The 18,931-nt window shown below is 71.8% G+C and carries 16 protein-coding genes, 2 tRNA genes and 1 pseudogene; 11 read left to right on the top strand and 8 right to left on the bottom strand.

Annotated elements, in window-relative coordinates; translation table 11 throughout:
- Positions 1-771 carry a fumarylacetoacetate hydrolase family protein gene (locus tag C503_RS0110270; RefSeq protein WP_026316145.1) on the top strand — a complete coding sequence of 257 codons (771 nt, stop codon included), beginning with the start codon at positions 1-3 and terminating at the stop codon, positions 769-771.
- 610 nt (positions 772-1,381) lie between these two features.
- Here the strand turns inward: C503_RS0110270 and C503_RS0110265 are convergent.
- Positions 1,382-2,623 carry an FAD-dependent oxidoreductase gene (locus C503_RS0110265; protein ID WP_018682114.1) on the bottom strand — a complete coding sequence of 414 codons (1,242 nt, stop codon included), beginning with the start codon at positions 2,621-2,623 and terminating at the stop codon, positions 1,382-1,384.
- Positions 2,624-3,287: 664 nt separating this feature from the next.
- On the opposite strand from C503_RS0110265, the gene C503_RS0110260 reads away from it, so the two are divergent.
- From C503_RS0110260 to C503_RS0110250, 3 genes are all read left to right on the top strand, one after another.
- Positions 3,288-4,094, top strand: coding sequence for an HAD family hydrolase (locus tag C503_RS0110260; RefSeq protein WP_026316144.1), 807 nt, complete (start codon positions 3,288-3,290; stop codon positions 4,092-4,094).
- A gap of 103 nt (positions 4,095-4,197) precedes the next feature.
- Positions 4,198-4,269, top strand: a tRNA-Gln gene (locus C503_RS0110255).
- A 66-nt stretch (positions 4,270-4,335) separates the two neighbouring features.
- Positions 4,336-4,408 (top strand) — tRNA-Glu (locus tag C503_RS0110250).
- Positions 4,409-4,913: 505 nt separating this feature from the next.
- Here the strand turns inward: C503_RS0110250 and C503_RS0110245 are convergent.
- Positions 4,914-5,615 (bottom strand): IclR family transcriptional regulator, encoded by a 702-nt coding sequence (locus C503_RS0110245; protein ID WP_211222372.1) that lies wholly within the window; start codon positions 5,613-5,615, stop codon positions 4,914-4,916.
- A gap of 64 nt (positions 5,616-5,679) precedes the next feature.
- On the opposite strand from C503_RS0110245, the gene leuC reads away from it, so the two are divergent.
- From leuC to C503_RS0110230, 3 genes are all read left to right on the top strand, one after another.
- Positions 5,680-7,122: a 3-isopropylmalate dehydratase large subunit gene (leuC, locus tag C503_RS0110240; RefSeq protein ID WP_018682111.1), complete on the top strand. Its 1,443-nt coding sequence runs from the start codon at positions 5,680-5,682 to the stop codon at positions 7,120-7,122.
- A gap of 11 nt (positions 7,123-7,133) precedes the next feature.
- Complete coding sequence (gene leuD / locus C503_RS0110235) at positions 7,134-7,736, top strand: 3-isopropylmalate dehydratase small subunit (protein ID WP_018682110.1); 603 nt, start codon at positions 7,134-7,136, stop codon at positions 7,734-7,736.
- A 284-nt stretch (positions 7,737-8,020) separates the two neighbouring features.
- Positions 8,021-8,689, top strand: a complete 669-nt coding sequence (locus C503_RS0110230) for an HU family DNA-binding protein (RefSeq protein ID WP_018682109.1) — start codon at positions 8,021-8,023, stop codon at positions 8,687-8,689.
- A 234-nt stretch (positions 8,690-8,923) separates the two neighbouring features.
- On the opposite strand, the gene C503_RS0110225 is transcribed toward C503_RS0110230, so the two are convergent.
- The 3 genes from C503_RS0110225 to cofC all read right to left on the bottom strand — a co-directional run bounded on the left by C503_RS0110225 (position 8,924) and on the right by cofC (position 12,866).
- A complete protein-coding gene (locus tag C503_RS0110225) occupies positions 8,924-9,835 on the bottom strand; it encodes an NUDIX hydrolase (RefSeq protein WP_018682108.1) in 912 nt (303 codons plus the stop codon).
- 3 nt (positions 9,836-9,838) lie between these two features.
- Positions 9,839-12,151 carry a polyphosphate kinase 1 gene (gene ppk1 / locus C503_RS43165; RefSeq protein ID WP_018682107.1) on the bottom strand — a complete coding sequence of 771 codons (2,313 nt, stop codon included), beginning with the start codon at positions 12,149-12,151 and terminating at the stop codon, positions 9,839-9,841.
- A gap of 88 nt (positions 12,152-12,239) precedes the next feature.
- Positions 12,240-12,866 (bottom strand): 2-phospho-L-lactate guanylyltransferase, encoded by a 627-nt coding sequence (cofC, locus tag C503_RS0110215; protein ID WP_018682106.1) that lies wholly within the window; start codon positions 12,864-12,866, stop codon positions 12,240-12,242.
- Between the two features lie 139 nt (positions 12,867-13,005).
- On the opposite strand from cofC, the pseudogene C503_RS0110210 reads away from it, so the two are divergent.
- From C503_RS0110210 to C503_RS0110200, 3 genes and pseudogenes are all read left to right on the top strand, one after another.
- A pseudogene (locus tag C503_RS0110210) lies at positions 13,006-13,680 on the top strand (lysophospholipid acyltransferase family protein); the annotation flags it as partial.
- 209 nt (positions 13,681-13,889) lie between these two features.
- A complete protein-coding gene (locus C503_RS0110205) occupies positions 13,890-14,873 on the top strand; it encodes an NAD(P)H-dependent glycerol-3-phosphate dehydrogenase (RefSeq protein ID WP_033400475.1) in 984 nt (327 codons plus the stop codon).
- Positions 14,870-15,949: a cystathionine gamma-lyase gene (locus C503_RS0110200; protein ID WP_018682103.1), complete on the top strand. Its 1,080-nt coding sequence runs from the start codon at positions 14,870-14,872 to the stop codon at positions 15,947-15,949. The genes C503_RS0110205 and C503_RS0110200 overlap by 4 nt, the downstream gene beginning before the upstream one ends.
- Before the next feature lie 86 nt (positions 15,950-16,035).
- On the opposite strand, the gene C503_RS0110195 is transcribed toward C503_RS0110200, so the two are convergent.
- Both C503_RS0110195 and C503_RS0110190 read right to left on the bottom strand, forming a co-directional pair.
- On the bottom strand, positions 16,036-16,758 hold the full coding sequence (locus C503_RS0110195; RefSeq protein WP_018682102.1) for an anti-sigma factor: 723 nt from the start codon (positions 16,756-16,758) through the stop codon (positions 16,036-16,038).
- Complete coding sequence (locus tag C503_RS0110190) at positions 16,755-17,351, bottom strand: sigma-70 family RNA polymerase sigma factor (RefSeq protein WP_026316143.1); 597 nt, start codon at positions 17,349-17,351, stop codon at positions 16,755-16,757. The genes C503_RS0110195 and C503_RS0110190 overlap by 4 nt, the downstream gene beginning before the upstream one ends.
- A gap of 413 nt (positions 17,352-17,764) precedes the next feature.
- Between C503_RS0110190 and C503_RS0110185 the strand changes: the two genes are divergently transcribed.
- On the top strand, positions 17,765-18,247 hold the full coding sequence (locus C503_RS0110185; RefSeq protein WP_018682100.1) for a cysteine dioxygenase: 483 nt from the start codon (positions 17,765-17,767) through the stop codon (positions 18,245-18,247).
- Here C503_RS0110185 and C503_RS0110180 read toward each other — a convergent pair.
- Positions 18,213-18,887, bottom strand: coding sequence for a pyridoxamine 5'-phosphate oxidase family protein (locus C503_RS0110180; protein ID WP_018682099.1), 675 nt, complete (start codon positions 18,885-18,887; stop codon positions 18,213-18,215). The two genes, C503_RS0110185 and C503_RS0110180, sit on opposite strands and share 35 nt — an antisense overlap.
- Positions 18,888-18,931: the final 44 nt, after the last annotated feature.

Genomic DNA, 18,931 nt, shown 5'->3' with positions numbered 1-18,931 from the left:
GTGCGTATCGCTCGAATTGCCCATCCAGAAGGAGTCGCGTTCGTCACCGTCGAGGGGGACGAAGGCGCGGAGGTCGCGGTCGAGGTCGCCGAGCACCCGTTCGGCACCCCGACGTTCACCGGTAGGCGGTGGCCGCTGGCCGACACCCGGCTGCTGGCGCCGATCCTGCCAAGCAAGATCCTCTGCGTCGGCAAGAACTACGCCGATCACGCCAGGGAGATGGGCCAGGAGGCCCCGGCCACCCCGGTCATCTTCATGAAACCGTCCACCTCGGTGATCGGCCCCGGAGCCGCGATCAAGCTCCCGGCCGAGTCGTCCCGAGTGGACTACGAGGGCGAGTTGGCCGTGGTCATCGGCATGCCGTGCCGGGACGTGCCCGCGGCGAAGGCGGCCGACGTCATCCTCGGCTACACCATCGCCAACGACGTGACGGCCCGCGACCAGCAACAGGCCGACGGCCAGTGGACCCGCGCCAAGGGCCACGACACGTTCTGCCCGCTGGGCCCGTGGATCACCACCGGGGTGCAGGCGGCTGACCTGTCGATCCGGACCACACTGGACGGTGAGGTCAAACAGGACTCCCGCACCTCGCAGCTGATCCACGACATCCCGACCCTGGTCGAATGGGTGTCGCGGGTGATGACACTGCTCCCCGGCGATGTCATCCTGACCGGCACCCCGGCGGGCGTCGGCCCGCTCACGGCCGGGCAGTCGGTGTCGGTGACCATCGAGGGTCTCGGCACGCTGACCAACACCGTCGCCAACCGCTGATCACTCCCGTGTGGACGGCCGCGGCTCCTTCGGGGCCGCGGCCGGTCCCATCACCCGACCAGGTGGGAATACCGATGGGCGTTCCGTCGACCTGCGGATCTGGTTGTCCACATCCCCCGAATCCATCCACACCCATCCCTGACCCCTGCTTGACAGCTCCCGAAACGGCCTAGGACCTCAAGCCCCTGGGGAGGGCGGGGCGCGCGCGAGGGAATGATCTTGATTTGCGCGGTCTTTTTTCGGGCGGCGGGTTCTCGGCGGGAGTCGTCCGCATTCCCGGCAGGTGTTCAGGCCGCCGCGGGGCGCGAACTCGATGGGCCCGGATGTGCGCCGCGGCGAATTGTCGATCTTGCCTGCGACCCATTGGGGAACTCGTCCGGATTCATCCCCGCGCCTCTTGAACACGGCTCGAACCGACCGCGAGCGGAATGTGCGTCGGGCGGTGCCGCCCCGGACGGGTGGACTTCGCGGCCGTGCAGCCTGGATGTCCACATCCCGGGGCAGCGCCTTCCCCGTGTTCGTCGAGGGCGCTTGACCGTGCGGGAAGTGGACAGGGGCCCTGGTTTCGTTGTGGCGCTTGACAGCTGCGCGAACCGGACAGCCACCGACCTCACCGTCGGGCGAATGTCGGTGTGGGTTCGGTGAACAGGCCCCGGCCGATGATCTGGGCGGGCAGCCTGCGCAGCAGCGGCAGGCGGGTCAGCAGGCGCAGCGGCAGGGGCACCTTGCCGCGGGCGATCTCCACCTTTCCCTCCAGGGCGGGACGCAAGGCCCTGGCGTGCAGGACGCGTTGCAGGGTCTGGACCGCGAGGGTCGGCAGGAGGCGGCGGCGCCGGACGCGGGCCAGGTCCGATGTGGACAGCGTGCCCGCGCGCAGGGGCGCGGCCAACAGGCGGGCGGCGGCCACCGCGTCCTGTACGGCCAGGTTGATGCCGACGCCGCCGACCGGGGACATCGCGTGTGCGGCGTCGCCGAGGCAGAGCAGGCCGGGCAGGTGCCAGCGGGGGAGCCGGTCGAGCTTGACGTCCAGGGTCTTCACGTCGTCCCAGGAGGCGACGGCGGTCACGCGGTCGGCCAGCCAGGGGGCGGCGGAGGTGACGTCGCGCAGCATGTCGGTGACCGGGGAGCGGCGGGCCTGTGGGTCGGAGCCCTTGCGGATGAGGGTGGCCACCTGCCAGTAGTCGCCGCGGTCGATCAGCACCGCGGCGCGGGCCGAGCTGATGACGCCGACGATGCCGGACGGGTCTTCCTCGTGCCGGGGCAGGCGGTACCACCACACGTCCATCGGTGTGGGGAACGACCGGGGGTGCAGGTGGGCGGCGTCGCGCAGCAGGGAGCCGCGGCCGTCGCAGGCCACCACCAGGTCGGCGGTGACGGTGCCGGTTTCCCCCGCCTCCGTGCGGTAGTCGACGCCCACCACCCGGTCACCGGACCACCGCAGGGCGGTCGCGGCCGTGCGCATGCGCAGCGTGAACGCCGGTTCCCTGGCGGCGGCGTCGGCCAGCAGGTCGAGGAAGTCCCACTGCGGCACCATCGCCACGTAGTTGTTCGGGGCCGGGAGCGCGGACAGGTCGGCCACGCGCAGCGTGCCGCCGCGGAACGGGACCTGGACCTCGGTGACGCGGCTCTGCGGCAGCGCGCGGAACGCCGGGCCGAGACCGAGGTCGTCCAGCAGGTCCAGGGTCGGCGGGTGCACGGTGTCGCCGCGGAAGTCGCGCAGGAAGTCCGCGTGCTTCTCCAGCACCGTCACCGCCACCCCGGCCCGCGCCAGCAGCAGGCCGAGCACCATCCCCGCCGGTCCGCCGCCCACCACGCACACCGTCGTGCTCTCCGAGATCGCCCCGCCCGACATTGCCCCTCCCAGGATCGCCCAGCCAGATTTCAACGGTAGTTGAATAAGCTCAGGATGCAACCGGCGACCGGCCCCGGTCAAGCCGCCCACCGGGCGGATCCGCCGATCGGGCCAAGGGTTCGGCGCTCCCCGCCGCGCTGTCGCGGCGGGCGGAAACTGTCCACGCGCGACCCGGTCGCGCAGATCGTCTCGAACACCGAGATGGTCGAGCGCGCGGCGCGTGCCTGGTGGTCCGGCTGACCACAGTGGACAGAACGGTCGTCCGGCCGGGTTTCACCGACGCGATGCCGATGTTGCGCTTCCTTTACCGGGGTTCACCCCCTGGGTCGGTGGACGGCGTGGATCCCCGTGGCGACCGGGGAATCACGCACCGTCGCCCCCGTGCTCCGGGCGGAGACCCGTGCCGCGCAAGGTTTCCCACGCCACGGGCCCGGCGACCACGCCCCGTACAGTGTTCCCCCGGAAGTCGGGGCACGGCACCGCACGGTCGTGATCGCACTCTCACCCGATTGCGAAAACCGGGGTGTCGTAACGGAGATGCGAGAACCCGCGATACACCTCAGTTTCGCCATGTCGCAAACCCGCGCGCTTGACCGTGTCAGAAGCCCAAACATCACCTGGGCAGACGAATCGCCGGAGCCATCCCGAGTTCTAGCCTCGCTGGATGACTTCCGCGCTCGTGCCCGCACCGTCCACTTCGATCACTTACGCGCCGGCGCGAGCGATCCCGCAACCCCTCCCGCCCGTGGTCGAGGCACTCTGCCTGGACATCGACGACACCCTCGTCGACTTCACCGGCTCGGCCCGCGCCGCCCTCTCGGTCCTGATCGGCCGCGACGACCAGTGGGACACCTGGCAGCGCGTCACCGAGGAGCACAGCGCGCTCGTGGTCTCGGGCCTGCTCGACTACGACGCCATGCGGCACACCCGCACCAAGGCATTCCTCGCCTGCCTCGGCACCCACCTCGACGACGCCACCATCGCCGCGCTGGAGAACCGCAGACTCGCCCAGGCCATCGGGTCCTGCAGGCTGTTCGCCGACGTACTGCCCTGCCTGGACTGGCTGCGCGCGGCGGGCTTCCGGCTCGCCGCCGTCACCAACGCCTCCGCCCCCCGGCAACGCGAGCGCCTGGCCGGACTCGGCATCGGCCGGTTCTTCGACACCGTGATCAGCGCGGGCGAGCTCGGCGCCGCCAAACCCGACCCCGTGATCTTCCACACCGCCTGCGCCCGGCTGGGCACCGCGCCCGACCGCACCGCCCACATCGGCGACCGCCTCGACCTCGACGCGCGCGGCGCCCGCGCCGCCGGACTGCACGGTCTGTGGCTCGACCGCGCGCACACCGGCCACCCGGCCGACCCCGGCATCCCGGTCGTCGACTCCCTCGCCGACCTGCCCGCCCTCCTCGTCACCGAGTACCGCACACCGACGGTGACCAGCGGTTCTCCCCTGCCCACCCCGCGTGCCTAGGGCCCGATTTCTCGATCAGCGGGGCTGTGGTCTAACATCTTCCACGGCACGCAGGACAGCCACTCCCGCCCCGAGGCGCGGAGCGGCTGAACGGCGCGACCAGTGGGGTATGGTGTAATTGGCAGCACGACTGATTCTGGTTCAGTTAGTCTAGGTTCGAGTCCTGGTACCCCAGCGTAGAGGCCCAAAAGCAGTCTGCTAGAGTCTCTGCAGCAAGAAACACAAGAGAATGAAAGTTCCTGGCCCCGTCGTCTAGCGGCCTAGGACGCCGCCCTCTCAAGGCGGTAGCGCGGGTTCGAATCCCGTCGGGGCTACGAAAGTGGAGAGGCCTGCTCGGACGCTGGGGCGTCCTCGCAGGTCTTTCTTCGTCATTGTCTCTGGGGGCCGAGCCCCCAGACCCCCCACGGTGCTAGCTCCTCACCCTGGCGAGCCCTGTGCACGCAAGCCGTGAACCAGCGGGCCTTTTCGCTTCGCTCAAGGGTTTCTCATCTCGGTGCACCTCATCGCATCGCATCTTCTCGGGTTCCTCTTCGCTTCGCTTGAGGTCGTGTGTTTTTGCGCGCGGTCTGGAGTGGTGGGGTGGTGGTTGTTAATTCGGTATCGGGTGGGGCTGGAGTGGGGTAGGGGTGGGTAAAAGAAACGCCCGCCGGGTGGGCGGGCGTTGGGGGAGGGTGGGGTGGGGAATTGGGGGGTGGGGGATAGGTCGGTGTTTTGCCGGGGTGGTGTGGCTTGGCTCGGTGGGTTCCTGACGCGGTGGTGAGGTGTGCGGTGTCAGGTGGGGGACCGTGCCGGGCGGGGATGAGGGGGTGGGTGGCGGGACTACAAACGATTCTGCAGAGCGTCGGCGGCGGCTAGGAGGTCGGCGGCCCAGCGGGCGCCGGGGCGGCGGCCCATGCGGTCGATGGGGCCGGAGACGGAGACGGCTGCGACTACGGCGCCGGAGGCGTCGCGTACCGGGGCGGAGACTGAGGCGACGCCGGGTTCGCGTTCGGCTACGGATTGGGCCCAGCCTCGGCGGCGGACCTCCAGTAGGGCGCGTTCGCCGAAGACGGCGTCGGTGAGGAGGCTGCGTTGGGTGGCGGCGTCGGCCCAGGCGGCCAGGACCTTGGCGCCGGAGCCCGCGGTCATCGGGAGGCGGGCGCCCACCGGGACGGTGTCGCGCAGGCCGCTGGGGGGTTCGGCCGAGCAGACGCAGATTCTGTGCAGGCCGTCGCGGCGGTAGAGCTGGACGCTTTCGCCGGTGCGGTCCCGTAGTCGGGGGAGAACCGCCGTCGCCGCGTCCAACAGGGGGTCGGTCGCGCCGCCCGCCAGCTCGGCCAGTGCCGTGCCGGGCCGCCAGCGGCCGTCGCTTCCCCTGCGCAGCAGGCGATGCACTTCCAGGCCGACGGCCAACCGGTGCGCGGTCGCCCTGGGCAGGCCGGTCTTGGTGCAGAGCTCGGCCAGGCCACAGGGCTCCTTGGCCACCGCCTGCAGTACGGCCATTGCCTTGTCCAGAACTCCGATGCCGCTATGCTGTCCCACGTCTCGATACTACTTTCCCGTCATGTGGGAAGTCCAGTCCGTGGGAAGCTGATGGTGATCACCGATGCCGAAAACGCTCGCCGAGAAGGTGTGGGACCAGCATGTCGTGCGCCGCGGCACGGGTGCTGAGCCCGACCTGCTCTACATCGACCTGCACCTGGTGCACGAGGTCACCAGCCCGCAGGCGTTCGACGGCCTGCGGTTGGCGGGCAGGCCGGTGCGCAGGCCCGACCTGACGATAGCGACCGAGGACCACAACGTCCCGACTGTTGGGATCGACCTCCCGATCGCCGACCCGGTCTCGCGCACCCAGGTGGAGACGCTGCGCCGCAACTGCGCGGAGTTCGGCGTGCGGCTGCACCCCATGGGCGACGCGGAACAGGGCATCGTGCACGTGGTCGGCCCGCAGCTCGGCCTGACCCAGCCGGGGATGACGGTGGTGTGCGGCGACAGCCACACCTCCACCCACGGCGCGTTCGGCGGGCTCGCCTTCGGTATCGGCACCTCCGAGGTCGAGCACGTGCTGGCCACCCAGACGCTGCCGCTGCGCCCCTTCAAGACGATGGCCATCACGGTCGCGGGCGAACTGCGCCCCGGCGTCACCGCCAAGGACGTCATCCTCGCGGTGATCGCGAAGATCGGCACCGGCGGCGGACAGGGCTATGTACTGGAGTACCGCGGCCCGGCCATCGAGAAGCTGTCGATGGAAGCGCGGATGACCGTGTGCAACATGTCCATCGAGGCGGGCGCGCGCGCCGGGATGATCGCCCCCGACGAGACCACCTTCGCCTACCTCAAGGGCCGTCCGCACGCGCCACAGGGCGCCGACTGGGACGCCGCCGTGGCCGCGTGGCGCGAGCTGCGCACCGACGACGGCGCGGAGTTCGACGCGGAGGTCGTGCTCGACGCCGACCAGCTGACCCCGTTCGTCACGTGGGGGACCAACCCGGGGCAGGGCCTGCCGCTGTCGGCGTCCGTGCCGGACCCCGAGCGCATCGCGGACGAGAACGAGCGCGTGGCCGCCGAGAAGGCCCTGTCGTACATGGACCTGGCGCCCGGCACCCCGCTGCGCGACATCAGCGTCGACACCGTCTTCCTCGGCTCCTGCACCAACGGCCGGATCGAGGACCTGCGCGCCGCCGCCGATGTCATCCGCGGCAGGCGGGTCGCCGACGGCGTGCGCATGCTCGTGGTGCCCGGCTCGATGCGGGTCCGCGCGCAGGCCGAGTCCGAGGGCCTGGACAAGGTGTTCCTGGCCGCGGGCGCCGAGTGGCGGCAGGCAGGCTGCTCCATGTGCCTTGGCATGAACCCCGACCAGCTCGCCCCCGGCGAGCGCAGCGCGTCCACATCGAACCGCAACTTCGAGGGCAGGCAGGGCAAGGGCGGGCGCACCCACCTGGTGTCCCCGCTGGTGGCGGCCGCGACCGCGGTGCGCGGCACGTTGTCCTCGCCCGCCGACCTGCAGCCAGCCGCCGCTGCTTCCGCGACCGCCGCCGCGCAGAACTGAGGGTAGATCACATGGAGCCGTTCACCACCCACACCGGTGTCGGGGTGCCGCTGCGGCGGTCCAACGTGGACACCGACCAGATCATCCCGGCGGTCTACCTGAAGCGGGTGACCCGCTCCGGGTTCGAGGACGGGCTGTTCGCCGCCTGGCGGGCGGACGAGCAGTTCGTGCTCAACCAGGAGCCCTACCGGGCGGGCAGCGTGCTCGTCGCCGGGCCGGACTTCGGCACCGGCTCGTCCCGCGAGCACGCCGTCTGGGCGCTGTCGGACTACGGCTTCCGGGTCGTCGTCTCGGCCAGGTTCGCCGACATCTTCCGTGGCAACGCCGGCAAGGCGGGCCTGCTGGCCGCCCAGTGCGAGCAGTCCGACATCGAACTGTTGTGGAAGCTGCTCGAATCCGAGCCTGGGACGGAGGTCACGGTCGACCTGTCCGCGAAGACCGTCCGCGCCAAGGACTTCACCGCCCCGTTCAGCGTGGACGACTACACCCGCTGGCGGCTGCTGGAAGGGCTCGACGACATCGCCCTGACGCTGCGCCACGAGGCAGGGATCGGCGAGTTCGAGCAGGCCAGGGCCACTTACCTGCCGGTCACGACGCCGATCGCGAGCGCCTGATCCGGCCCCGGCCGGAATCCCCTTCGCACACCGGGGGTTCCGGCAGGCCCCGCCCTGAACCCCCTCCACAACCCCAGCCGCGCCCCCTCGCAGCGGCCCGCCAAACCCCCGCGCGACGCCCGAAAACCTCCGATTCGGCCCCCCGGCAGGGGTGGAGCCCGCATGCGGCAACGAAAAATCGGGCGCGTCGCGTGGTAATCGCGCGCATTTGGGCCTATCTTTGCCAGAAGTCGGCCTGAATCGGCCGTAAACGGCAGTGTGGCTCTCTTACGGAGGACTGAAGGGTGAACAAGGCCCAACTCATCGAGGCGTTGACCGAGCGCCTTGGCGACAAGAAGGCCGCGGGCGCCGCGGTCGACGGGCTCGTCGACGTGATCGTTCGCACGGTCAACAAGGGCGAGAAGGTCAACATCACCGGCTTCGGCGTGTTCGAGAAGCGCGCGCGTGCCGCCCGCACCGCGCGCAACCCGCGCACCGGTGAGACGGTCAAGGTCAAGAAGACCAACGTGCCCGCCTTCCGCGCGGGCACGATGTTCAAGGAGGTCGTGAGCGGGGCGAAGAAGCTGCCCAAGGTCGCGGCCACCCGGTCGACCGCGGGCACCACGCGCACGGCGACCACCGCCACCCGCGCGGCCGCGACCCGCACCGCAGCGGCGAAGCCCGCCGCCACCACGCGCACCACCACCACGCGCACCCGCGCGGCGGCGGCGAAGCCCGCGGCGGCGACCACGGCGGCGAAGGCCACCACGACGCGCACCCGCGCGGCGAGCACGGCGGCCAAGACGACCGCGACCAAGGCGGCGGCCCCCAAGGCCACCGCGGCGAAGACCACGGCGGCCAAGACCACCGCCGCGAAGAAGACCACCACGGCGGCGGCGAAGCCCGCGGCCAAGAAGACGACGGCCGCCAAGAGCACCACGCCTCGGGCGACCGCCAAGGCGACCAAGAAGTAAGTCGCCGCGTCGCACGGTCTTCGGCGGCCCCCGGGTCGCCAGTGGTTTGAGCACATCGCGAGAGCCCCGCACGCTTCCCCCGTGCGGGGCTCTCGCGTGTCCGGGATCCCCTGTCAGGGGTGGGATGAACGGGCCTGGCCTGCGGAAGTGGCCGAGCGCCCACAAGGTTCGCGGCCCGGCAGCGGGAAACCGCGACCGGGCCGGGCGAACGGGCAGGATCGGCAGGTGGGCGGGTCAGGACGAGGCGGGCCGGAGGTAGTCGGCGGCGGCCAGCCGTCCGTCCGGGGTGAACGTCAGCACCCAGACACTTCCCTTGCGGCTGCGCACCGCCGTCGCCTCCACAGCGGAACCGCCCAGGTCCGCCAGCAGCGCCAGGACCACGTCCGGGATCACCCCGCCCTGGCTGCACACCACCGGTGTGCCGCCCGCGCGGGCGATCTCGCGCACCCGGGCCACCGCCGGGCCGGTCCGCTCGTGCGTGTGTTCCGCGAGCACCGGTTCCTCGACTATCGGGACACCCAGCAACCCGGCCAGCGGCGCCACTGTGGCCACGCACCGGAGCTTGGGGACCGCGTGCACCCGGTCCGGTCCGAACAGCGGCAGAAGCCGTGTCAGCGCCTCGGTCTGCGCCCGGCCGGTCGGCGACAGCGGCCGCTCGTCGTCCGGCCCGGTCCACAGTTGTTTGCGGCCCGCGTGCGCGTGCCGCACCAGCAGCAGGGTCACCGTCGCGGGCGGAACCTCGGCGAACCGGTGCAGGACCACCCGATCGTGCGGGTAGGTCACCAGCTCGGCGGCCTCCGGCACCGGCAGCCAGCGCAGCCGGTCGACCTCCTCGTTCGGCGTGAACCCGCCGCCCGCGGCCCGCGCGGCGAAATACTCGACCGTCTTGTCACCGCCCGGCACCGGATAGCCGACCCGGGCCAGGTGCCTGCCCAGCACGGCCGCGAAACCGGTCTCCTCGGCCACTTCGCGCACCGCCGCGGCGTGCACCGTCTCGCCCCGGTCGAGCTTCCCCTTGGGCAGGCTCCAGTCGTCGTAGCGCGGCCGGTGCACCACCGCCACCTCAGGACCGTCCGAACCGGGCGACGGGCGCCAGAGCACGGCGCCCGCGGCCCGGATCTGCCGCCGGTCCTCCTCGTGCGGCACGGCTCAGCCGAGCGCGCGGTGCCGGGCCAGCAGCTCCGCCTGGTGGTCGCGCACCGTGGAACCGGCCGCGGGCGAGGGTTCCCATTCACCGTTGGCGGCCAGCACCCAGCACCGGGTGGACGGGTCCAGCGCCGAGTCGAGGATGGCGTCCAGCTGCGCGGTCAGCCGCGGGTCGGTGACCCGGACCTGCACCTCGACCCGGCGGTCGAGGTTGCGGTGCATCATGTCCGCGCTGCCGATCCAGTACTCGGCCGCGCCGAGGAAGTTGAACACCCGCGAGTGCTCCAGGAACCGGCCCAGGATGGAGCGCACCCGGATGTTCTCGCTCAGCCCGGGGATGCCGGGCTTCAGCGCGCAGATCCCGCGCACCACCACGTCGACCGGCACGCCGGCCTGCGACGCCCCGTAGAGCGCGTCGATGACCTGTTCGTCCACCAGGGAGTTCACCTTGATCCGGATGCCCGCGGCGCGCCCGGCCCGGTGGTGCTCGATCTCCTGCTCGATCCGTTCCACGATCCCGCGCCGCACGCCGTAGGGGGCGACCAGCAGGCTGCGGTACGTGTCCTGCCTGGCGTAGCCGGTGAGCACGTTGAACAGGTCGGTGAGGTCGGCGCCGATGGACGGCTCGGCGGTGAGCAGGCCCACGTCCTCGTAGAGCCGCGCGGTCTTCGGGTTGTAGTTGCCGGTGCCGATGTGGCAGTAGCGGCGGATCGTGGCGCCCTCCTGGCGCACCACGAGCGCGGTCTTGCAGTGCGTCTTGAGGCCCACCAGGCCGTAGACCACGTGCACGCCCGCCTTCTCCAGCGCCCGCGCCCACTTGATGTTGGCCTGCTCGTCGAACCGCGCCTTCAGCTCCACCAGCGCCACCACCTGCTTGCCCGCCTCGGCCGCGTCGATCAGCGCGTCCACGATGGGCGAGTCGCCGGAGGTGCGGTAAAGAGTCTGCTTGATGGCCAACACGTGCGGGTCGCTCGCCGCCTGCTCGACGAACCGCTGCACGCTGGTGGAGAACGAGTCGTACGGGTGGTGCACCAGCACGTCGCCCTCGCGCAGGGTGGCGAAGATGCTCTTGGGCGTCTCCCGCTCGCCGAACGCCGGGTGCGTGGCCGGGACGAACGGCGGGTCCTTGAGCTCCTTGCGGTCCACGCCGTAGATCTGCCACAGGCACGACAGGTCCAGCAGCGCGCGTCCGCGCCTGCGCGGGGCGTCCCGGTCCGCTGTGTCCCGGTCCGCTGTGTCACTGTCCTCGTCCTCGGCGGAGTCGGCGTGCTCGTCGGTGTTCTCCCCGCCCTGCACGATGACCACGTCGCCGGGGTGCACCTCCAGCTCGCGCAGCAGCAGTTCCAGCATGTGCTCGCTCATGTCGGCGGCGATCTCCAGCCGCACCGACGGTCCGAACCGGCGCTGCGCCAGCTCCCGCTCCAGTGCCTTGAGCAGGTCCTCGTCCCGGTCCTCCTCGACCTCAAGGTCGGCGTTGCGGGTCACCCGGAACGCGTGCACCTCGGTGACGTCCATGCCGGTGAACAACGAGTCCAGGTGCGCGGCGATGAGCTCCTCCAGCGGCAGGAAGATCGCCACCTGCTCGTCCGCGCTGCGGTCGATGGGCACCAGCCGCGGCACGTTGTCCGGCACCTTCACCCTGGCGAAGCGCTCGGTGCCGCCCTCCGGGTCGCGCACCGTCACCGCCAGGTTCAGCGACAGGCCGGAGATGTAGGGGAACGGGTGCGCCGGGTCCACCGCGAGCGGCGTCAGCACCGGGAAGACCTGCTCCCGGAAGTAGGTGGAAAGCCTGCCGCGCTCCTCGTCGGTGACCTGTGTCCAGGTGAGGATCCGGATGCCGCGCTCGGCCAGCGCGGGCCGCACCTGCTCCTCGAAGGTGCGCGCGTGCCGGTCGACCAGCTCCTGGTTGCGCTTGGCGATGTAGGCCAGCTGCTCGCGCGGGGTCAGGCCGTCCGCGCTGCGCACCGACAGGCCCGTCTCGTTCCGCCGCTTCAGCCCGGCCACCCGCACCATGTAGAACTCGTCCAGGTTCGAGGCGAAGATGGCCAGGAACTTGGCCCGCTCCAGCAGCGGCTGCGAGGCGTCCTCGGCCAGCGCCAGCACCCGGGCGTTGAAGTCCAACCAGGACAGTTCGCGGTTGAGGTAGCGGTCGTCGGGCAGGTCGGTGGCCGCGGCAGCGGGGGTGACCGCGGGCGGCGGGGAGGGCACCCCGCGCGATTCCGGCGTGCCGCCCGCCGATCCGGCGTCGGCGTCGTCGGTGCTGGTCGCTGGGGCCTGGTCCCGGGCCTGGGTGCTCTCCGTGCTCACGGTTCCCATTGTCATGCACCGCGGCCGGAATAGCGCATCCCCGCGGGCTACACGACCGTGAATTCTCCGCGTGTCGACCCCTCGACGACCCCGGTGATCAGGCCGGATCGGCTGTGGCGAGCACCAGCCGGGCGGTCCGCCTGCCCAGTCCGAGGGCCTGTGCCAGCCGCAGGTCACCCGGGGTGTCCACATCGCAACGCAGTCGAGCGGCCGCCTCCGCCACGCGCACCGCGTCGACCCCGTGCGCCGCCGCCGAACCAGCGCCGAACCGGGGCGACAGCGCCGCTCCCCGGGCGCTCAACAACAACGCGGTGCCGGTGCCCGGACGGTCCGGCACGAACGCGCGCCTGCCGTCGGCCTCGGCCACCGCCGCCGCCAGGTCCTCGGGCCGCAGCGCGGGCAGGTCCGCCTGCAACGCTCCCACCACACCCGTCGGATCGTCCGCGCGCAGCCGCGCGGCGCCGAAGCGCAGCGCCGCGTTCAGACCGGGCAGGCCGCGTTCGTCCACGCACTCCGCGCCGGTGCCCGCGAACGCGGCCACCACCCGTTCGTCCTCGCACACCACCAGCACCCGACCCACCCCGGGCGCGGCCAGCGCGGCGGTGACCGTGTCCGTCACCACGGCCAGCACCAGCGCGCGGTGCTCGACCGCGCCGCCCGGGACCGCGCCACGCAACCGGGACTTCGCCCGGTCCAGGTGCTTCACCGGCACGACCAGACCCACCAGGCTCCCCACCCGTCCGATACTGCCGGCCGTCCCCGATCCGGTGCACGCGCGACCACCCCGTCTGGACCGCCGCCGGACCCGCCAGGAAGACTCACCAGGTCGGCACCGGTGTTCTCGGACGGATGGGAGTTCGGATTTGGGCAAGCGGGAGAAGGGCGGGTTCTGGGTGGGCGCGGCCGCGGTCGTGTTCTACCCGCTGAGCTGGCTGGGCAAGCGCACCTACCGCGGCGCGGAGAAGTTGCCCCGGGAGGGAGCGGGCCTGTTGGTGATGAACCACATCTCCCACCTGGACCCGCCCAACGACGCGGTGATGGTGCACCGCAACGGGCGGGTGCCCCGGTTCATGGCCAAGGACAGCCTGTTCAAGGTGCCGGTGTTCGGGAAGATGCTCGCCGGGTCCGGCGGCATCCCGGTCTACCGCGGCGCCGCGGAGGCCCGGGACAGCCTGCGCGCCGCGCACGACGCGCTGCGCGAGGGCAAACTGGTGCTCATCTACCCCGAGGGCACCATCACCAAGGACCCGGACGGCTGGCCGATGCGCCCGCACACCGGCGTCGCCCGGCTGGCGCTGGAGACCGACGCGCCGGTCATCCCGGCCGCGCGCTGGGGCACCAACAGGATCTGGGACGGATACACGAAGAAGTTCCGCCCGCTGCCGCGCAAGGAGGTCGTCACGCTGGTCGGCGACCCGGTGGACCTGTCCGCCTACCGCGGGCAGCCGGTCACCAACCGGTTGCTGCGCGACGTCACCTACCTGTTGATGACCGAGGTGCGAGCACTGCTGGCCGAGGTGCGCGGGGAGACCGCGCCCGAGGAGTTCTACCGCCCGCCCCGGCGCCCCAAGCCCGCCGAACCTGCCGCGTCAACTGAACCGGCCGTGTCCACTGAACCGGCTGCGTCAACTGAACCGGCCAAGTCCGCCAAGCCTGCCGAGCCGACCGGGTCCACCGGGTCGGTCGATCCTGCCGCGGGCGACGGGGCGAGCTGACCGTGTCCACCGCGGGCGGCGGGATCACCGTGATGGGCGCGGGATCGTGGGGCACCACGTTCGCCAAGGTGATGGCCGACACCGGCCGCGAGATCACCCTCTGGGCGCGCCGCCGGGACCTGGCCGAGGAGATCGCCGAGACCCGGGTCAACGGCGCCTACCTGCCCGGTGTCCGGCTGCCCGGCACCCTGAGGTCCACATCGGACCCGCGGGTGGCGCTGGACGGCGCGGACACGGTCGTGCTCGCGGTGCCCAGCCAGGTGCTCCGGCACAACCTCACCGCGTGGCGCGGCCTGCTGCGGCCGGACGCCACCCTGGTGAGCCTGGCCAAGGGCGTGGAACTGGGCACGCTCAAGCGGATGAGCGAGGTCGTGGTGGACGTCACCGGGGTGGCCGAGGACCAGGTCGCCGTGGTGTCCGGGCCCAACCTGGCCAAGGAGATCGCCGCGGAGCAGCCGACCGCCACCGTCATCGCCTGCCGCGACCACGACCGCGCGGTCGCCGTGCAGCGCGCCTGCACCACCGGCTACTTCCGGCCGTACACGATCACCGACGTGGTCGGCTGCGAGCTCGGCGGCGCGGGCAAGAACGTCATCGCGCTGTCCTGCGGCATGGCCGACGGCCTCGGCTTCGGCGCCAACACCCTGGCCACGCTGATGACCCGCGGCCTGGCCGAGATCGGCAGGCTTGGCGCGGCCCTCGGCGCCGACCCGATGACCTTCGCGGGCCTGGCGGGCCTGGGCGACCTGGTCGCCTCGTGCTCGTCGCCGCTCTCCCGCAACCGCACCTTCGGCGCCCGGCTCGGCCGCGGCGAGACCATGACCCAGGCCCAGGCCGCGGTGGGCGGACAGGTCGCCGAGGGCGTGAAGTCCTGTTCGTCCATCCGGGAACTGGCCGTGCGGCACGGTGTGGAGATGCCGATCACCGAGGTGGTGCACCGCGTCTGCCACGACGGCTTCGACCCGCACGAGATGGCGGGCCAGCTCATCGGCCGCAAACTGAGGCCGGAACGGTGACCGGCGACGGAACCCGCTGCGTGCACGCGGGCCAGCCCGCCGGGGTGCCGGGCGGTCCGGTGCCGCCGCAGCCGGTGCTGACCTCGCAGTTCCACTTGGGCGGCCCGGACTTCTACGGCCGCGCGGCCAACCCCACCTGGCAGGCCCTGGAATCCGCCATCGGCGACCTGGACGGCGGCGAGTGCGTGGTGTACGCCTCGGGGATGGCGGCGGTCTCGTCCGTGCTGCGGACGGTTCTCCGCACGGGTGACACGGTGGTCCTCCCGGCGGACGGCTACTTCCTGATCCGGTCCTACGTCCGGGACCACCTGGAGGTGACCGTCCGCGAGGTTCCCACGGCCGCGCGGTGGACCGAGGACATGGTTTCCGGCGCGCGCCTGGTGTTACTGGAAACACCGTCCAACCCGGGCCTCGACGTCTGCGACATCGCGGCGGTGTCCGCGCTCGCGCACCGGGCGGGCGCCCTCGTGGCGGTGGACAACACGACGGCGACGCCGTTGGGGCAGCGGCCGTTGGAGCTCGGCGCGGACATCACCCTGGCCAGCGACACGAAGGCACTGTCCGGGCACAGCGATGTCCTGTTGGGCCATGTGAGTACCGCCGATGTGTCGTTGATCGACAGACTGCGCGCGGAGCGCACTGTCAGCGGGGCGATCCCTGGTCCGTTCGAGGCATGGTTGGCCCATCGGGGGCTGGGCACGTTGGATCTCCGGCTGGCGCGGCAGGCGGAGAACGCCGCGGCTGTATATGAGGTGTTGCGTGCGCACCCCCGGGTTCGGTGGGTGCGGTGGCCGGGGTCGCCGCATGACCCCTCGTACGCGGTGGCTTCACGGCAGATGCGGCGGTTCGGGGGAGTGGTGTCGTTCGAGCTTGAGTCGGCCGCTGCCGCGGAGAAGTTTGTGGCGTCCGCACGGTGGGTGTCGGCCATGACGAGCTTCGGGGGGTTGCACTCGAACGCGGATCGACGGGCGCAGTGGGGGGATCCGGTGGGGGAGGGGTTGTTGAGGTTCTCGTGCGGGTGTGAGGACGCCGACGACCTGGTGGCCGATGTGCTGGCGGCGCTGGAGCAGGGCTGACGGAATGACTTTGCGTGGGTCCCGAGGGGCCCACGCAAAGTCATTCCACCCGCACAAACCCGCGCGGTGCCGCAGGCGAGCAGTCCCTACCCGGGCAGCGCCATACTCATCATGATGTCGCTGGACGGCGTAGTCGATCCGCCCGCCGCCTCCACGCTGATCCCGAACTGCCGGGCGCCCGACAGGTCCCGGCTGTCCAACATGGACATGCGACCGGCCGCGTCCGGGTTGAGCAGGCCGAGCGAGCGGGGCTCGCCCTCGCCCATCAGCCACCCCTGATAGACCTTCCCCGCGGGCGCGGGCGGCACATGATCGGCCATCACCATGACCTGCCCCCGCGACCGGGACACCACGATCGTGGCATTGGTCCCACCGGCCGCCGTCCCGGAGCCGATCCGGGCATCGGAAGCGGACAACAGCCCCGTCAGCGCACTGTTCTGCGTCCGCTCCGAGTCCAGGTCGCTGTTGCTCCGAACCAACAGCACCCCGAGCGACACCGACACCACCAACAGCACGGCGGCCGCGAACCCGGTAGCCCGCAGCGGCCACGACCGGCTGCCCTGTCGGGGCAGAACCACCGGCGGCAGCTGGCGAACCTGGGAGACACGCGCGAGAACACGGGCCTTCAGCTCCGGCGGCGGCGGTACGGCGGCCGCCGAGCCCAACCGGGCGGCAGTGGCCTGCAGCTCACGGACCTCCTGCGCGCACGAGTCGCACTCGGCCAGGTGGCGCTCGAACGCGGCGCGTTCCACGTCCGGGATCGCGTCCAGGGCGTAGGCGCCGGTCAGCGCGTGGATGTCGGCGGTCATCGGGCCACCCCCAGGCAGTCGCGCAGGCGGATGAGGCCGTCCCGCAGTCTGGTTTTGATCGTCCCCAGCGGGGTGTCCAGCAGTTCCGCCACTTCCCGGTAGGTCAGCCCCCGGTAGTAGGCCAGTTCCACCGACTCCCGCTGCAGATCCGTGAGCGAGGACAGGCAGCGGCGCACCTGTTCGTGTTCCAGCCGCGTGCTCACCTGCTCGGCCACCTCGTCGAACGGTCTGGTGGCCTCGCGTCGGTGCGCTCGGTCCTCCCGGTCGGTGGCCGACTGCGCGGACCGCACCCGGTCGACCGCGCGACGGTGTGCCAGGGTCATGACCCAGGTCATGGCGCTGCCCCGGTCCGGGCTGTACCGCGCGGCGGTGCGCCACAGTTCCAACAGCACCTCCTGGGTCACCTCCTCCGACTGCGCCGGGTCCCGCACGATCCGCCGGACCAGGCCGAACACCGGCCCCGACACCAGGTCGTACAGCCGCTCGAAGGCGCCCTCGTCCCCGCGCGCCACCAGCAGCAACAGGGCCTCGGGTTCGGGCGGCACCTGCTCGGTCCCGGCCCCGCCCGCGATCCGCCGAACCCGTTCGGCCATGCCCACCCGCTCTCGTCGACCGGCCACCGGGAACCCTCTCCCCGCGTGCCGGCATGCCTGTCGGACATCGCGGTGCATTCGGCGCAGCGAGCGCGGTGGTTTGGTGTCGGGGGCGCGGGCACCGCCGTGACCTGCGCCGCGAGGGATCTTCCCACTGGATGGGCGGGGTTGACCCCGGTATTCCGGCCTGGTTCGCTGTGCGGCGTGACGCGCAGCGCCGGTATCGACCGACGGGGTCTCGACCTCGGCCGGGTCGGCGGCGCGCGCTGTTGCTGTCTCTGTCGGTGATCCGACTCATCCCATCAGGCCCGCGTCGACGGGCCGTATGAGTTCGCGTGTCCCGCAGCGTTCTTCTCTCCAGAGCCGTTCCGGCTTTCGGCCGTCCGCACCTCGAAGAGATCGAGAGATCCCGCATGTTCGCCGTGCCGCCCAACACCGTCGCGCTCGCCGCCACCCCGGCCACCGCGCACCCCGTCCTGACCGCCCGCGAGTACGCGCTGGACCGTGCCCGCTGGGCGCGGCTGCTGCGCTACGACCCGGTCGAGCGGTTCGCCGCGCTGGTCGAGCGCACCGAGGACCAAGAGGTGTGGCTGCTGAGCTGGCTGCCCGGCCAGGGCACCGACCTGCACGACCACTCCTTCGCCACGGGCGCGTTCACCGTGGTGAGCGGCACGCTGACCGAGCGGGTCGCGGTGCCCGGCCGGGCCGCCGAGGTGCTGCACACGCTGACCGCCGGGCAGTCCCGCGTGTTCGGGCCGGGCTACGTGCACCAGGTGCGCAACGACTCGCCCGACCCGGCGGTGAGCGTGCACGTCTACCGGTCGAACCGCCCGGCCATGCGCAACTACCGCATCGACCCGGTCACCGGTCTGGAGCCGTTGCCGCCCGCGCGGTGACGTGCGCCGGGACGGCGTGCGCCGCCGCCGACTGCGGCTCGCCCCACACCTGGCGGATCGGCAGCACACCCGCCCACACCAGGTCGGTGGCCTCGTCCGCCGGGTCGTCCCCGGGCGGGCCGGAGCGCACCTTGACCGCCGCCTCGGACAGGTCCAGCGCCAGTACGGCGGTCGCCGCGAACTCCTTGGCGTTGGGCAGCCGGGTGTGGTCCCACGAGCCGGGGGCGAGATGCTCGGTGAGCACGCGCAGGCCGTGCATCTTGGCGTCCGGGTCGTCGATCCGCACGGCGGTGCCGTGGATCACGGCCGAGCGGTAGTTCATCGAGTGGTGGAACACCGACCGCGCGTAGACCACGCCGTCGAGCAGTGTCACCGCGACGCACACCTCCATACCGGAGGCAGCCGCACGCAGGCTGCGCGCGCCGGTCGAACCGTGCAGGTAGAGAGTGTCGCCGTCCCGGCCGTAGCCGGTGGGCAGGACCAGCGGCGCGCCATCGACCACCGTCGACAGGTGGCAGACCAGCCCCGCGTCCAGCACCGCCCACAGCTCGGCCCGGTCGGCCCGCGCGCGCTCGGAACCCCGGCGGATGGTGCTGCGGGGAGTGGGGGACAGCTCCTGGGCTGGGACGTCAGTGGTCATGCCTGTCATGCTGACCGCCGACAGTGGCATCCTGACAGGGCCAC

The sequence above is a fragment of the Actinokineospora enzanensis DSM 44649 genome, assembly GCF_000374445.1.
Taxonomy (GTDB): domain Bacteria; phylum Actinomycetota; class Actinomycetes; order Mycobacteriales; family Pseudonocardiaceae; genus Actinokineospora; species Actinokineospora enzanensis.
The sequence above is the reverse complement of the archived record's forward strand: the minus strand, read 5'-3'. Positions and strand labels throughout refer to the sequence as shown.